Source organism: Sphingomonas gellani (assembly GCF_900110035.1).
Lineage (GTDB): Bacteria > Pseudomonadota > Alphaproteobacteria > Sphingomonadales > Sphingomonadaceae > Sphingomonas > Sphingomonas gellani.
This window is the reverse complement of record NZ_FOCF01000005.1, coordinates 126,948-141,354: the sequence shown is the minus strand read 5'-3', so window position 1 is coordinate 141,354 and position 14,407 is coordinate 126,948. Positions and strand designations below refer to the sequence as shown.

Below are 14,407 nucleotides of genomic sequence, written 5' to 3'. Positions count from 1 at the left end.
CGGCGTGGGCGGATAACAGCCCGTGCATGCTTGCCGGCCTTCTTTTCGCGAACCACGATGCCGAGGATCGACCGGACCGCCTGATCGCGACCTTGCCCTTCGCCGGCTCCACCCTGATCGAGTATCAGGCGCGCCAGCTGATCGGCGCGGGCGCGGCGCAGTTGATCGTGGTCGCGGACCGCCTGACGCCCGACCTGCTTGGCGCGATGTCCCGCATCGGACGGCGCGGGGTATCGGTCGATGCGGTCCGATCGGCGGACGAGGCGGCGGAGAAACTGCACCCGCTCGCCTGTGTGCTGGTGCTGGCCGACGGGCTGGTCGCGACCGACATGGCGGTCGGCGCACTGGCGCGGGAGGGTGGCGACGCCCTGCTGGTGGTTCCCGGTGACAAGGCCGATGCCGATTATGAACGCGTCGGCGGACGGCTCGCCTGGGCCGGCGTCGCGCGTGTCCAGCCTCAGCGGGTGGCGGAGGTCGCGGCCCTGCCGCGGGATTACGACATGCAATCGGCGCTTGTCCGCGCGGCCGAACAGGCGGGCGCGACGCATCTGAGTTCGCCCGCCGATCTGGACCGTCAGGGCCATGGCTTCGCGTTTGATGAGAGGACGCTGGCGCAGCGTGGGCGGCGTGTCGTGGCCTCGCTGTTTGCTGGGCGCACCAACTGGTTCGACCGCTGGATCGTCGCGCCGGTGGCGCGATCGTTGCTGCCGGTACTGGTGGCGCGCGGATTGTCGGGCGTGGTGATGGCGGCGCTTGCTGCTTTGCTGGGCATCGCCGGGTGTGCGGCGTTGATCTGGAATTTGCCGGCGGCCGGCGCAGGCATGGCGTTGGTCGGCAGTCTGGTTGCAATTCTGGGAGAAACGCTGGCGGCCTTGCGCGGTGAGGACCGGGTCGAACCCTGGCTCAGGGCCGAAGGGCGTGTGATCCCGCTGGTCGCCTTGCTCGTCCTGGGCTGGACATTGGGGCTGGACGGCGTCGATGACGGGCCGCTGGTCGGTGGGATCGCGACGGTCGTGGTCGCCGCCCTGGCGGAGCGCGCGATCGCCACGCGGGCGCTGTGGTGGGGCAGCCCGATCGCCTATCTGCTGCCGGTGGTGGTGGCGGCGCTGGCGGGTGCTCCGCTTTTCGGTACGGCGGTAGCTGGCGTGTACGCCGCGGCGACGCTGGGTGCGGCGATCGAGGATCTGCGCACGCGCGGTTAGCGCCAATTTAACGACACGCGGTCTAGCTCCACCGGCATGATCGCGGACCCGCAATCCGGTACAGCCTCCGACGCGACCCATGGCGTGGGTCGTGCCGAGCGACTGTTGCGGCGCGCCGCCGGTGCACGGCAGCGCGCGGCTGACCGGATGCGACTGCACCTGGCCGATCTGGGGCAGGACGAGTCGGCCCGGCTGGACGACCAGCTTCGCGCCCTGTGCGAGCATCACCTGCGCGCGTTAGTGGCGGTGGTGGATGCGCAGTTGCGAGAAGGCGCGGCACGGTTGCTGGTGGCGCGTGGCGATGCCGCTCATGCAGTACGTCTGCGCGACGGTGCGCAGGCCGGAAGCGACACCACGGCTGCGCACGGAGTGTCGGCACGGAGTGTCGCGGACGCGCCGATTGCCGCCGAGCTGATTGCGCGCCTGCGCCATGACCTGATCGCGTCGCGCCTGCCCGACAAGGCGGCCGCGGAGGACGAGCCGAGCCTGCTGGTTCGGCTCGCCGATGTGGCGCAACCGACGGTTGGCGCCGCTGCCCGTGCGTTGCTTGCGGCTGAAAGCCGCCGGCGCGAGGCATTGGCCTTTCACGGGCCGACCGCCACCGAATTGCCGGCGGAACTTCATCACCGGCTGGTGTGGCGGGTCGCCGCATCGCTGCGCGGGGATGGATCGCCCGCTCTCGACCGGGCGCTGGCCGACGCCGCGTTGCAGGCGCTGGCCAGCTATGACGAGGGCGAACGGGCAGAGGCGGTGGCGATGCGGCTGGCGCTGGCGATCGATGCGCGGCCGCACGAACTCGCCCCTTTGATCGAGGAGGCGCTGAACGACCGGCGCCTGTCGCTGATCGTGGCAGTGTTGGCCCAGGCGGCCAGGCTTTCCTTCGAACAGGTGCGTGGCCTGCTGGTCGAGGCGGATGATGAGCGCTGGTGGTTGTTGCTGCGATCGGTGGCGCTGGATCCGTTGCTGATCGCGCGAATCGGTTTGGCGTTGGCGCAGGCGGACCCGCGCCGCCATGCCGGCGACCTACCCGACCTTCTCGATGCCCTGCATCTGATCGATGTGGAGGACGCGCGTGCGGCGCTGGCGCCGATGCGCCTGCCGGAGGATTTCCGCATAGCGGTCGAAGCGATGGAGCGCGGCGCGTGACCGTGTCCCATGCCACCGTCGACGAGGTCGGGCGCCTCGTCGCGGCCGATGAAGCGTTGCTGACGCTGAACGAGCGCGCTGGGGGTGTGCTAGGCCAACCCTTTGCACTGGCGCCCCTGGCGGGAGTCGCCCGACTGGCGCGAAGGCTTGGCGTCATCGTGTCCCGGTCCGTGCGCGTGGCGGAGGGCGAGAGCGATCTGGAATTGTGGGTCCGTGCGCAGCCCGAGGCCGGGCAGGTCCGTCTGGCCGTCAGTGGATGGCGCGCGCAGCAGCCATGGCCCGGCCCGTCCGGCACGACGATGCCCGATGTGGATGCCTGGCGGTGGGAAGCGGATGGCGCGCTGCGTCTGACGCACCTGTCGGCAGAGCTTGCGGCCCGTGAGGGCGTGCGGCTGGAAGAAGTGCTGGGCAAGCCGCTGACGGTGCTGTTCACGCTGGAGCCGGATGCCGAGGGCCAGTTGCCGCTGGTCGACGCCCTTTCCCGGCGGGAGCCGTTGCACGGGCAGCGCGTGCGGTTGCGCGGCTTTTCGGGACGTGCGGCGGTACTCAACGCCCGCACGCGCCACGATGCGTCAGGCGCGTTCTGTGGCTTCAGCGGCACGATCGGCGAGGTGGACGATCGCCCCGCAAGCGCCGATCCGGCGCTGCCCGAAGCGTTTACGCAGGGGCTGGATCGCGCGCTGCGCCGGCCGCTGACCCGGATCGTCGCCAATGCCGACAGCATCAACGCGGAGGCGGAGGGGCCGATCGCACGCGACTATGCCGATTACGCGGCCGACATCGCGGGCGCGGGGCGGCACCTGTTGTCGCTGATCGACGATCTGGTGGACCTTCAGGCCATCGAGCGGCCGGACTTCACACTGGAGAGCGAGCCACTCGACCTGGCCGACCTCGCGAGGCGTGCGGCGGGGTTGCTGTCAGTGCGTGCCGACGATGCGGGCGTGATCGTCGATCGCCCATCGGTCGAGGCCACACTGCCGGCGCGAGGGGCGTTCCGGCGTGTGCTGCAGATCCTGGTCAACCTGATCGGCAATGCCGTGCGCTATGCGCCGCATGGGTCGCACGTGAGCATCGCACTGGCTAGCGACGGGCCGATGCAGACCGTGTCGATCGTGGACACCGGCCCCGGCATTGCGGCGGAGGATGCCAGTCGCATCTTCGACAAGTTCACGCGGCTGGACCCGGCCGAGGCGGGGGGCAGCGGCCTGGGGCTGTATATCGCCCGGACCCTGGCCCGCGCCATGGGCGGCGACCTGACGGTGGAAAGCGAGCCGGACCGGGGCGCGCGATTTACGCTGGCCCTGCCGCGCGAGTGAGCGGCTAGACGATCAGCGGCGCGGCAGGCGACGTGCGATCAGGATCAGCACCAATCCGACCACCGCGAGTACCGTGCCCCGATTGGCCCAGACGGCCCGGTCCAGCATGAAGCTGGACGCGGGCCAGTGGATGTAGCCGAGACCCTGGCCGATCCACAGCATCCCCATCAGCGTCATTGCGGCGCCGAGGAGCAGCAGGATCGGCCGCAGCATGGCGGATCAGCGCTCCCCGACGGGAACGAAGGTGCGCTGGGTCGGGCCGGTGTACAGCTGGCGCGGACGGCCGATCTTCTGATCCGGATCGGTGATCATCTCGTTCCACTGCGCCACCCAGCCGACCGTGCGGGCCAGCGCGAACAGCACGGTGAACATGGAGGTCGGGAAACCGATCGCCGACAGGATCACGCCCGAATAGAAGTCGACGTTCGGGAACAGCTTCTTCTCGACGAAATACTCGTCGTTCAGCGCGATCTCTTCGAGGCGGAGCGCCGTCTCGAACAGCGGATCGTTGACCTTCAGCGCGTCGAACACCTCACGCACCGTCTTCTGCATCACGGTCGCACGCGGGTCGTAGTTCTTGTACACGCGGTGGCCGAAGCCCATCAGGCGGAACGGGTCGTTCTTGTCCTTGGCGCGCGCGATGAATTCCGGAATGCGGTCCGGCGTGCCGATCTCGCGCAGCATGTTGAGCGCCGCCTCGTTGGCACCGCCATGCGCGGGCCCCCACAGGCAGGCGATGCCCGCCGCGATGCATGCGAACGGGTTCGCGCCCGAAGAACCCGCCAGACGCACGGTGGAGGTCGACGCGTTCTGCTCATGGTCGGCGTGGAGGATGAAGATGCGGTCCATGGCCCGCTCGACGGCCGGATTGACCTCATACGGCTCCGCCGGCACGCCAAAGGTCATGCGCAGGAAGTTGCCGGTGTAGCTGAGCGAGTTGTCCGGATACAGGAACGGCTGACCGACGCTGTACTTGTACGCCATCGCCGCCAGAGTCGGCATCTTCGCGATCAGGCGATGCGACGCGATCGTCCGCTGCTGAGGATCGCGGATGTCGGTCGAATCATGGTAGAAGGCGGACAGGGCGCCGACCACGCCGCACATGATCGCCATCGGATGCGCGTCGCGTCGGAAACCCCGGAAGAAGGTCGCGAGCTGTTCGTGCACCATGGTGTGGCGCGTGATGGTACGGCTGAACCCGTCCAGTTCGCCCTGGCTGGGCAGCTCGCCGTTCAGCAGGAGGTACGCGACCTCCATGAAGCTCGACTGTTCGGCCAGTTCGCCGATCGGATAGCCGCGGTGGAGCAGGACACCCTGGTCGCCGTCGATATAGGTCAGCTTCGACTGGCAGCTGGCCGTCGAGGTAAAGCCGGGATCGTAGGTGAACGCGTCCGTCTGCCCGTACAGCTTGCGGATATCGACCACGTCGGGGCCGACGGTGCCGGACAGGACGGGGTATTCGACATCCTTGCCGTGAATCGAAAACTTGGCCGTGTCGCTCATAACCATTTCCTTCCTAATCACTGCGCCATGCGGTCGGCGATCCGGCCCAGGCTTTCGTCCCGGCCGAGCAGCGTCAGGACGTCGAAGATGCCGGGCGATGTCTTGCGTCCGGTCAGCGCCGCTCTAAGCGGCTGTGCGAGCTGGCCGAGCTTCACGCCGGCGTCTTCGGCGACCCGCCGAACCGCGGCGTCGAGCGTCTCCGTATCCCAGTTGTGCACTGCGTCAAGCGCCGCGTGGGCGGCGGCCAGCAGTTGCCGCGCGTCATCGGTGAGCAGCGCGGCGGCCGCCTCGTCCAGCGTCACGGGGCGAAACGCGAACAGGAACTCCGCGCCGGCCGACAGCTCGTTCAGATTGGCGGCGCGCGGCTTCAGGAACGGCATCGCGCGCGCGATCAGCGGGACCGCGTCGACGCTCCGGCCGCCGATCGCCGCCGCCAGCGTGGCGAGCCGCTCGTCATCCGCCTCGCGGATATAGTGGCCGTTCAGGTTCTCCAGCTTCTTCAGGTCGAAGCGCGAAGGGCTTTTTCCAACCCCGGCCAGGTCGAACCAGCGGATCGCATCGTCCAGGCGGATGATCTCCGCGTCGCCATGCCCCCAGCCAAGGCGCAGGAGATAGTTGACCATCGCCTCCGGCAGGATGCCCAATTCGTCGCGGTACGCCTCGATCCCCACCGCGCCATGCCGCTTCGACAGCTTGGCGCCATCGGATCCGTGGATCAGCGGGATGTGGGCGTAGACGGGCTGCGGCCAACCGCCCTCGACCGCATCCATGGCGCGATAGATCGGCAGCTGGCGGAACGCGTTGTTCAGATGGTCGTCGCCGCGGATGACATGCGTGACGCCCATGTCATGATCGTCGACCACGACGGCCAGCATATATGTCGGCGTGCCGTCGGAACGGAGCAGGACCAGATCGTCCAGCTCGCTGTTCTGCACGGTGACCGGACCCTGCACCTGATCGTCGATCGTCGTAGCGCCCTCACACGGAGCCTTCAGCCGCACCACGAAGGGCTGTCCCTCCGGCGCTTCGCTGGCCGAGCGGTCCCGCCAAGGGCTGCGGATGCGCAACGGCTTTTTGGCGGCTTCCGCCTCGGCGCGCATCGCGGCCAGCTCTTCCGCGGTCATGTAGCAGCGATAGGCGTGGCCGGCCGCGACCATCGCGTGCGCAACCTCCGCATGCCGGTCGGCGCGCGCGAACTGATAGGTCGCGTCGCCGTCCCATTGCAGGCCCAGCCACTGCATGCCGGACAGGATCGCGTCGATCGCCGGTTGCGTCGAGCGGGCGCGGTCAGTGTCCTCGATACGCAGCAGGAATCGGCCGCCATGATGGCGCGCATACAGCATGTTGAACAGCGCGGTGCGTGCGCCGCCCAGATGCAGGAACCCGGTCGGCGACGGCGCGAAGCGGGTCACGACGTTTGCCGAAGATACGGGGATGACGGATGCGGCAGCAGGTGCCGCAGGATCGGTTGTTGCGCTCAAGCGCGCATGCTCCCAAGCTGAGATGGATGGCCAGTGTCGCGGCGGCTCCTAGCATGCACCCTCCGGTCCGACAAATCGGCGCGGCCGCAATGGCCGCCGCCGCGTCGGGCGCAGTGGAGCGATGGCTTGAGGCGGAGCGCGAGCAGCTTCCGCTTTGGTTGCCGGTCATGCTGGGCGCGGGCGTCGCGCTGTGGTTCATCCTGCCCGACGATCATGCGTGGACTGCGGCGCTGCTCGGCTTGGCGGCGGCGGGGCTAGCGGGAACCGCGGTGGCGCGTAGCGGCCGGCTGGCCCGCTCCATCGTCATCGCGGTGTCCTTGGCGGCGCTCGGTCTCGGATTGGCCTGGTGGCGGGCGGAGCGGGTCGCGGCACCCATTCTGGCTGGTACGGCGGTGGCCAGCTTTACCGCCAGGGTAGAGCGGGTCGAGGTGCTCGGCGCGCGCGACCTGCTGCGGCTGACGCTGCGGCCCGGCGATGGGGCCAAGGACGGACGCGGGCAGGCATTGCCGCTGCCGCCGCGCATCCGGGTCAATGTGGCCGTCGGTGACGCTCCGACGAGTGGCCTGGCGGCCGGTGCGACGGTGGCCATGCGGGCGCGATTGATGCCGCCACCAGCAGCGGCCATCCCCGGCGCCTATGACTTCGCGCGGGTGGCGTGGTTTGCGGGGATCGGGGGCACGGGACGTGGCTTGCGAAAGGTCACGCTGATTCAGCCGGCGTCCGAACCGGGGGGTGACCTGCGCCGGCGGCTCACGCGCCACATCACGCATCGGCTGCCGGGAAGCAGGGGCGGGATCGCCGCCGCGCTCGTCACCGGAGATGAAGGCAATATCGAGGAGGCGGACGATCAGGCCATGCGGCGGGCAGGGCTGGCGCACCTGCTGTCGGTCAGCGGGCTGCACATCACCGCGACCGTAGGCGCAGCCATGTTCGTGGTGCTGCGCCTGCTCGCGCTCAGTCCCTGGCTGGCGATGCGCGTGCGGTTGCCGCTGGTGGCGGCGCTGGCCGGGGCGGCGGCGGCGATCGGGTATACGCTGTTGACGGGAAGCCAGGTGCCGACGATCCGGTCGTGCATCGCGGCGCTCCTGGTGCTCGCTGCGCTTGCGTTGGGGCGAGAGGCGATGACGCTGCGGCTGGTGGCGGCGGCCGCGTTCGTGCTGATCGCGATCTGGCCGGAGGCGCTGGCCGGACCCAGCTTCCAGCTGTCGTTCGGGGCGGTGACGGCGATCATGTCGTTGCATGGGCATCCCCGTATCGCCGCCTTTTTCGGTCCGCATGAGGAAGGGTGGGTGCCGCGACAGGTACGCGCGCTGGGATCGTTGCTGTTGACCGGGCTGGCGGTGGAATTGGCGCTGATGCCCATCGCGGTGTTCCACTTCCACCAGGCGGGGCTGTACGGCGCGATGGCCAACATCGTCGCCATTCCGCTGACCACCTTTGTCATCATGCCGCTGGAGGCGCTGGCGCTTCTGCTCGATGCGATCGGTATAGGCGGTCCGGTCTGGTGGCTGACGGCGCAGGCGCTGACGGCGTTGCTGGCGCTGGCGCACGGCGTGTCCGACATGCCCGGCTCGGTCACCGCCTTGCCCGCGATGCGGACGGATACGTTCGCGCTGATGGTGGCGGGCGGTTTGTGGCTGTTCCTTTGGCGGACGCGGGTGCGTTATGCCGGGTTGGTCGCTCTGGTCATCGGTGCGGCGTGGGCGCTGGCAACGCCGGCCCCCGACCTGTTGGTGACGGGGGACGGACGCCACCTTGCCGTTCGCACTACGTCCGGCGCGTTGGCGCTGCTGCGCGACAGGGCGGGGGATTATACCCGTGGCATGCTGGCGACCAATGGCGGCCTGGACGGTGAGCCATTGCTGTTGTCGGAACAGCGGGATGCCCGGTGCAGCGCCGATCTGTGCATGACCGATCTGGTGAGGGACGGCCAACGCTGGCGCCTGCTCGCGACCCGCAGTGCCTATTCGGTCGAATGGTCGGCCCTCGTTGCCGCCTGTGCCTCAGCCGACATCGTGGTCAGCGACCGGCGCCTGCCGAGGGGATGCAAGCCGCGCTGGCTGAAGCTCGACAAGGCGACGCTCACCCGCAGCGGGGGCGTCGCGCTGACACTGAAGACGGGGCGGATCGTTACGGTTCGCAACTCCGATGACCAGCACCCGTGGATCGCACCGCCATTGCTGCCGCGACCGGCCATGACCCGATCGCGGTTTCCGTTCAATCGTAGCGGCGCAGGATACCCGACAGCTTACCCTGGATCCGAACCTGACGCGGGGCGTAGCGTTGCGGATCATAGGCCCGGTTGGCCGGATCGAGACGGATCATAGCGCCCTCCTTGCGGAAGAACTTCAACGTCGCCTCGGCCTCGTCGATCAGCGCCACGACGATCTCGCCATCCCGCGCGACATCGGTACGACGGACCAGCGCATAGTCGCCATCCAGAATGCCAGCCTCCACCATCGAGTCGCCCGCAACCTCCAGCGCATAGTGTTCGCCGTTGCCGAGCAGCGCGGCCGGAACGGCGAGCATCGCGCTGTCCTCGAACGCTTCGATCGGAACACCTGCGGCAATCCGGCCGTGCAGCGGAATTTCTATAACGTCGTTAGCGACCGGCGGGACCGACCGGACGTTGTCGCCCTCCCGCTTCCCCGATGCAGTGACCGCTGCCGACAGGGCATCGCCGCCAGCCTTCTCGGCCGCGGGCCGCTCCGGCATGCGCAGCACCTCCAGCGCGCGCGCGCGATTGGGCAGGCGGCGGATGAACTGACGCTCCTCCAACGCACTGATCAACCGGTGGACCCCAGACTTCGACTTGAGGTCCAGCGCCTCCTTCATCTCCTCGAACGAGGGGGAGACGCCGGTTTCAGCCAGCCGATCGTTGATGAAGCAGACAAGCTCATGCTGCTTGCGGGTGAGCATCGCGGTTCTCCAACGGGAACAGACGCGGAACCTATATGGAACGCGATGATCGGCGTCAAGCGATCATCAGGATTTCCGCCGAGTCGCCTGCTGCTGCCGCCGGAGCATGGGGCGCACGGACGATCAGGCAGCTGGACCGGGCCAGGGTGAGCAGCATCGAACTGTCCTGAATGGACGACGCGAACACCATGCCATCGCGCACCTCTGCGCGAACATAGTCGGTGCGCGGCCCGTTTGCCGCGAGCGCCTCGCCAAGTCGCGCGGCGACGGGGCTCGGCAAAGGGTCGGCGGCGCCCGCCAGCCGCATCACCAGCGGCCTGACGAACAACAAGGCGGTGACGAAGGCGGACACAGGGTTGCCCGGCAGTCCCAGCACGGCGGTGCCCCGCATCCTGCCCGCCATCATAGGTTTGCCCGGCCGGAGAGCGATACGCCAGAAATCGATGACGCCGCCCGCTGCCTCGAGCGCGGGGCGGATCAGATCATGGTCGCCGACCGACGCGCCGCCGGTCGTGACGAGCAGGTCCGCGTCGACAGCCCCGAACGCGTCGCGCAGCACGTCCAGCCGGTCGGGCAGGATGCCCAGGTCCACGGTCTCGACCGGCAGATCGGCCAGCATCGCGCGCAGCATCAACCGGTTCGACTCGGGCAGCGCGACACCGGATGCGGGCTGTCCCGGCGCGACCAGCTCGTCTCCTGTCGCGACCAGCGCCACCCGGACCGGGCGCGCGATCGGGGCGTCGCCATGACCGCCGGTCGCAAGAACCGCCAGCCTCGCTGGCGTCAGCCGCTCGCCGCGGCGGACCAGCACATCGCCTTCGTGAAAGTCCAGGCCCCGCGCGCGCGTGTTGCGGCCGTGATAGGGCGGCCCTTCGCCGGCAAGGATCAGGCGATCGCCGTCACGCGCGGCTTCTTCCTGAACCAGCACCGTGTCGGTTCCCTCCGGCATGGCAGCACCGGTGAAGATGCGGGTGGCCTCACCGACGCTGACACGCCCGGTAAATGGAGCGCCCGCCGCGCTCTCCCCGATCACGCGCCATGGACCGGGCATGTCGGCGAACCGCAGCGCATAGCCGTCCATCGCCGACAGCGTGGCCGCCGGCTGCGTGCGACGGGCGGTCAGGTTCTCGCCCGTCCAGCGTCCGATCGCCCGTTCCAATGGCACGTTTTGAACGGGGAGGGGGTTGACGCTGGCGAGCAGGCGCGCCTGGGCCTCCTCCACGGGGAGCAGCGCGGCGGACGGCGAGGGGGTTGGCGGGTTCACGCTACCGGCCGTGCAGGTGGAGCGCAGGGCGGTCAACCGCCGTATGCGAACATAGATCCCCTAGACCGCGCTACCGGAAACGACCATGCCACCGGAGGTTAGGTCGATGGGCGAAGATGCCTCAGTCTGTGCGCCAGTCGCCCGATCGGCCGCCGCTCTTGGCCAACAGCCGCACGCCATCGATCACCATGGCCCGATCGACCGCCTTGACCATGTCGTACACCGTCAACAACGCCGTGGTGCAGGCGGTCAGCGCCTCCATCTCGACCCCGGTCTTGCCCTCCGTCGCGGCCACCGCCTCCACGGTGATGCCGCTCGCATCGGGGCGCAGGTCCACCGACACGCGGGTCAGGGGCAGGGGGTGGCAGAGCGGTATCAATTCGGCGGTCCGCTTCGCCGCCATGATCCCGGCGACACGTGCGACGGCGAGCACGTCGCCCTTCCTCGCGGACGCATGGGCGACCAGGTCGAGTGCTTCGGCGGACAGGGAGATGCGGCCGGTCGCGGTCGCCTCTCGCCGGGTCGCGTCCTTGCCACCCACATCCACCATGCGCGCGGCGCCGGTGTCGTCCAGATGCGTCAGCCCGCTCATCCGACCAGCGCCCGCGTCGCGGCCTCGACATCGTCGTGGCGCATCAGGGCCTCCCCGATCAGGAAGCAATGCACGCCCTTGTCGAGCATCGAGTCGATGTCCGCGCGGGTCGACAGGCCGCTTTCCGCCACAAAGGTGCACCCCGCCGGGGCACGCCCGGCGAGGCGCGCCGTGCGGTTCAGGTCGACGCTGAAATCGCGCAGGTCGCGGTTGTTGACCCCGATCAGGCGCGTGCGCAACCGCAGTGCACGGTCCAGTTGCCGCTCGTCATGCACCTCCACCAGCACGTCCAGCCCGCATTCGCGCGCAGCCGCCTCTATCTCCGCCATCTGGTCGTCGTCCAGCGCCGCCGCGATCAGCAGGATGGCGTCCGCACCAAGAGCCCGCGCCTCGGTCGCCTGCCACGGATCGACGGTGAAATCCTTGCGCAGCACCGGCAGCGACACGGCGTCCCGCGCGGCGACCAGATAGGCGTCCGCGCCCTGAAACCATTGCTCGTCGGTCAGCACCGACAGGCATGCCGCACCCCCGGCCTGATAGGCACGGGCATGAGCGGGAGGGTCGAAGTCCGGCCGGATCAGCCCTTTGGAGGGACTGGCCTTCTTGATCTCCGCGATCAGGGCTGGGCCACTACGCGCGTCGAGTGCCGCCCTGAACCCGCGCGGCGCCGATTGTTGCGCGATGCGGGCGTCCAGGTCGGCAAGCGACGTGGTCGCCTTGCGCACGGCCACCTCCGCGCGCTTGGTCTGGAGGATACGGTCGAGAATGTCGGTCATCTAGAATGCGATCCAGCGGTCGAGCAGTGCGGCGGCCTGCCCATCGTCCAGCGCCGCGGTGGCAAGGGCGGCGCCATGTTTCAGGTCGGGCGCGCGGCCCGCGACGGCCAGTGCTGCGGCGGCATTGAGCAGCACCGCGTCGCGGTACGCGCCGGCTTCGCCCGCCAACAGCCGCCGCAGCGCCGCGGCGTTGTGCGCGGGATCGCCGCCACGAATGGCGTGGATGGGATGGCGGGACAGCCCGGCATCGCCCGGCGAGACGCGCGATGGCAGCTGGACGCTGCCGACGGACACGGCGACGCTGTCACCGGCCCCCGACAATTCGTCTAATCCCTCGTCCCCGGACACGACCAACGCCGCCTCCGTACCGAGCTGTTCCAACGCCGCGGCGTAGACCGGGGCATAGTCCGGCCGGGCGATGCCGATCAGCTGTCGCGTCACGCCCGCGGGGTTGGCGAGCGGACCCATCAGGTTGAAGATGGTGCGCCGGCCGATGCGGCGGCGGATCGGTGTGATCCGCTTCATCGCGGGGTGGTGGTTGGCCGCGAAAAGAAAGGCGATGCCGATCTCGTTCAGGCTTTCCTCCGCCGTGGCGCCGACCCGATCCATGTCGAGGCCGAGCGCCTCCAGCGTGTCGGCGGCGCCGGCCTTCGAACTCGCGGCCCGATTGCCATGCTTGGCCACGGGAACGCCGCACGCCGCGACGACCAGCGATACGGCAGTGGACACGTTCAGCGTGTGGTGACCGTCGCCGCCGGTGCCGCACACGTCCACCGTGCCCGCCGGCGCCTGGATCGGCAGCAGCCGTTCGCGAAGGGCGCGGGCCGCCTCCGCGATCTCGATGCTCGTCTCGCCCCGATCAGATAGCCCGATCAGGAAGGTCGCGATCGCATCGTCCGACGCGCGCGCGTCCAGGATGTCGCAAAAGGCAAGGCGTGCGCTTTCCCGCGACAGGGGCGTCGCGGGATCGGGCAGCAGAGCCAGCGTCGTCACGCTGCCCTGTGCTCCTTCACCGGAAGGCCGGCGATGCGCAGGAAGTTGGCCAACATGGCATGGCCATGTTCCGTCGCGATGCTTTCGGGATGGAATTGCACGCCGTGAATGGGGAGCGAGACATGGCGGAACCCCATGACGCTGCCGTCCTGCGCGCGTGCGTTGACGCTCAGCGCGTCCGGCACGTCGTTGACGATCAGCGAATGATAGCGGGTCGCGGTGAACGGGCTGGGCAGGCCATCGAACAGCCCGGTCGCATCATGGATCACGGGCGATGTCTTGCCGTGCATCAGGCCGCCACGCTCGACACGGCCACCGAAATGCTGACCGATCGCCTGATGGCCCAGGCACACGCCGAGCAGCGGCCGCCCTGCCTCCGCCGCGGCGGCCACCAGGTCCAGGCTCACTCCGGCCTCGTTGGGGGTGCACGGACCGGGAGAAATCAGGAACGCGTCCGCGCCCGACGACAGCGCCTGTCCGGCGGAGATGGCGTCGTTTCGTACCACCTCCACGGCCGCACCCAGTTCCTGAAGGTAATGGACCAGGTTCCAGGTGAAGCTGTCGTAATTGTCGACGACCAGGATGTTGGCGGACCCGCTGTCGGGAGCAGAAAGGTCGGATCGGGCATTCATGGAGGCGACATAGCGCTTTGTCGCTGCGCTGCAATCACGGCTGGGACCTGCGCGACACGGGATGTGCGTTAATCGCGGAGCCATGGTCGATTCCGCACGTTGATCAATGACCATGAAGGAGTCCGCATCGATGTTTCGCCCCGTTCTCGCGCCAGCCGTCATCGCGCTCGCGCTTCTTGGCACAACGGGGGGCGCAGCCGCGCAGCAGATGCCCGATCAACAGGCCGAATCCGGACAGCCGCCCAAGCGCATCCGCGACGTGACGATCAAGCGGGGCGAGCCATGCCCGCGTTCGACATCCGACGAGGTGGTCGTGTGCCGGACTCTGGAAGAGCCGTACCGCATCCCCAAGGCGCTGCGCGACGATCGACCGGTGTCGGCCGCGAACCAGAGCTGGGTCAACCGCGCGGCGACGATGGACGAGGTCGGCCGCGTTGCAGGTGGCCTGCCGGACACCTGCTCGCCGGTCGGCACCGGCGGTCAGTCGGGCTGCGCCTTGCAGCGGGCAAAGGCGTATTCTGCGGAAAAGCGCGCGAACGCCGCTGCGGCGTCGCAAGTGCCCTGAACCCAAGGCACGGGCGGC

Annotated in this window: 14 protein-coding genes; 5 read left to right on the top strand and 9 right to left on the bottom strand. The window is 69.0% G+C overall.

The window, feature by feature from the left end; genetic code table 11:
• The first annotated feature begins 26 nt into the window (after window positions 1-26).
• Genes BMX37_RS11020 through BMX37_RS11010 form a run of 3 tightly spaced genes read left to right on the top strand, consistent with a single transcriptional unit; the run spans window position 27 to window position 3,664 of the window.
• Complete coding sequence (locus BMX37_RS11020) at window positions 27-1,202, top strand: hypothetical protein (RefSeq protein ID WP_093665800.1); 1,176 nt, start codon at window positions 27-29, stop codon at window positions 1,200-1,202.
• A 36-nt stretch (window positions 1,203-1,238) separates the two neighbouring features.
• On the top strand, window positions 1,239-2,348 hold the full coding sequence (locus BMX37_RS11015) for a hypothetical protein (protein WP_093665799.1): 1,110 nt from the start codon (window positions 1,239-1,241) through the stop codon (window positions 2,346-2,348).
• Complete coding sequence (locus tag BMX37_RS11010; RefSeq protein ID WP_093665798.1) at window positions 2,345-3,664, top strand: sensor histidine kinase; 1,320 nt, start codon at window positions 2,345-2,347, stop codon at window positions 3,662-3,664. Before BMX37_RS11015 ends, BMX37_RS11010 begins: the two co-directional genes overlap by 4 nt.
• Before the next feature lie 12 nt (window positions 3,665-3,676).
• On the opposite strand, the gene BMX37_RS11005 is transcribed toward BMX37_RS11010, so the two are convergent.
• From BMX37_RS11005 to gltX, 3 genes are read right to left on the bottom strand one after another with little or no spacing between them, the layout of a single operon-like run.
• A complete protein-coding gene (locus BMX37_RS11005; protein ID WP_093665797.1) occupies window positions 3,677-3,877 on the bottom strand; it encodes a hypothetical protein in 201 nt (66 codons plus the stop codon).
• Between the two features lie 6 nt (window positions 3,878-3,883).
• Window positions 3,884-5,167: a citrate synthase gene (locus BMX37_RS11000; protein WP_093665796.1), complete on the bottom strand. Its 1,284-nt coding sequence runs from the start codon at window positions 5,165-5,167 to the stop codon at window positions 3,884-3,886.
• Between the two features lie 17 nt (window positions 5,168-5,184).
• The gene (gene gltX / locus BMX37_RS10995) at window positions 5,185-6,648 is read right to left on the bottom strand and encodes a glutamate--tRNA ligase (RefSeq protein WP_170841940.1); all 1,464 of its coding nucleotides are present in this window, start codon (window positions 6,646-6,648) and stop codon (window positions 5,185-5,187) included.
• Between the two features lie 89 nt (window positions 6,649-6,737).
• Between gltX and BMX37_RS10990 the strand changes: the two genes are divergently transcribed.
• The gene (locus BMX37_RS10990) at window positions 6,738-8,975 is read left to right on the top strand and encodes a ComEC/Rec2 family competence protein (protein ID WP_170841939.1); all 2,238 of its coding nucleotides are present in this window, start codon (window positions 6,738-6,740) and stop codon (window positions 8,973-8,975) included.
• Here the strand turns inward: BMX37_RS10990 and lexA are convergent.
• From lexA to BMX37_RS10960, 6 genes are all read right to left on the bottom strand, one after another.
• Window positions 8,866-9,567: a transcriptional repressor LexA gene (lexA, locus tag BMX37_RS10985; RefSeq protein ID WP_093665795.1), complete on the bottom strand. Its 702-nt coding sequence runs from the start codon at window positions 9,565-9,567 to the stop codon at window positions 8,866-8,868. The genes BMX37_RS10990 and lexA overlap by 110 nt on opposite strands.
• A gap of 55 nt (window positions 9,568-9,622) precedes the next feature.
• Complete coding sequence (locus tag BMX37_RS10980; protein ID WP_093665994.1) at window positions 9,623-10,831, bottom strand: molybdopterin molybdotransferase MoeA; 1,209 nt, start codon at window positions 10,829-10,831, stop codon at window positions 9,623-9,625.
• Between the two features lie 121 nt (window positions 10,832-10,952).
• Window positions 10,953-11,423, bottom strand: a complete 471-nt coding sequence (gene moaC / locus BMX37_RS10975; protein ID WP_093665794.1) for a cyclic pyranopterin monophosphate synthase MoaC — start codon at window positions 11,421-11,423, stop codon at window positions 10,953-10,955.
• Window positions 11,420-12,199, bottom strand: coding sequence for an indole-3-glycerol phosphate synthase TrpC (gene trpC / locus BMX37_RS10970; protein ID WP_093665793.1), 780 nt, complete (start codon window positions 12,197-12,199; stop codon window positions 11,420-11,422). Before trpC ends, moaC begins: the two co-directional genes overlap by 4 nt.
• Window positions 12,200-13,192, bottom strand: a complete 993-nt coding sequence (gene trpD, locus BMX37_RS10965; RefSeq protein WP_093665792.1) for an anthranilate phosphoribosyltransferase — start codon at window positions 13,190-13,192, stop codon at window positions 12,200-12,202.
• A complete protein-coding gene (locus BMX37_RS10960) occupies window positions 13,189-13,824 on the bottom strand; it encodes an anthranilate synthase component II (RefSeq protein WP_093665791.1) in 636 nt (211 codons plus the stop codon). The genes trpD and BMX37_RS10960 overlap by 4 nt, the downstream gene beginning before the upstream one ends.
• A 130-nt stretch (window positions 13,825-13,954) precedes the next feature.
• Between BMX37_RS10960 and BMX37_RS10955 the strand changes: the two genes are divergently transcribed.
• On the top strand, window positions 13,955-14,389 hold the full coding sequence (locus BMX37_RS10955; protein ID WP_093665993.1) for a hypothetical protein: 435 nt from the start codon (window positions 13,955-13,957) through the stop codon (window positions 14,387-14,389).
• Window positions 14,390-14,407 lie beyond the last annotated feature (18 nt).

Bases quoted from the DNA above. Each gene is read 5' to 3' on its own strand.
- BMX37_RS11015 (WP_093665799.1), top strand. From the start codon at position 1,239: ATGATCGCGGACCCGCAATCCGGTACAGCCTCCGACGCGACCCATGGC.
- BMX37_RS11005 (WP_093665797.1), bottom strand. From the start codon at position 3,877: ATGCTGCGGCCGATCCTGCTGCTCCTCGGCGCCGCAATGACGCTGATG.
- BMX37_RS10990 (WP_170841939.1), top strand. From the start codon at position 6,738: ATGGCCGCCGCCGCGTCGGGCGCAGTGGAGCGATGGCTTGAGGCGGAG.
- lexA (WP_093665795.1), bottom strand. From the start codon at position 9,567: ATGCTCACCCGCAAGCAGCATGAGCTTGTCTGCTTCATCAACGATCGG.
- trpC (WP_093665793.1), bottom strand. From the start codon at position 12,199: ATGACCGACATTCTCGACCGTATCCTCCAGACCAAGCGCGCGGAGGTG.
- BMX37_RS10955 (WP_093665993.1), top strand. From the start codon at position 13,955: ATGTTTCGCCCCGTTCTCGCGCCAGCCGTCATCGCGCTCGCGCTTCTT.
- BMX37_RS11020 (WP_093665800.1), top strand. From the start codon at position 27: ATGCTTGCCGGCCTTCTTTTCGCGAACCACGATGCCGAGGATCGACCG.
- BMX37_RS11000 (WP_093665796.1), bottom strand. From the start codon at position 5,167: ATGAGCGACACGGCCAAGTTTTCGATTCACGGCAAGGATGTCGAATAC.
- moaC (WP_093665794.1), bottom strand. From the start codon at position 11,423: ATGAGCGGGCTGACGCATCTGGACGACACCGGCGCCGCGCGCATGGTG.
- BMX37_RS10960 (WP_093665791.1), bottom strand. From the start codon at position 13,824: ATGAATGCCCGATCCGACCTTTCTGCTCCCGACAGCGGGTCCGCCAAC.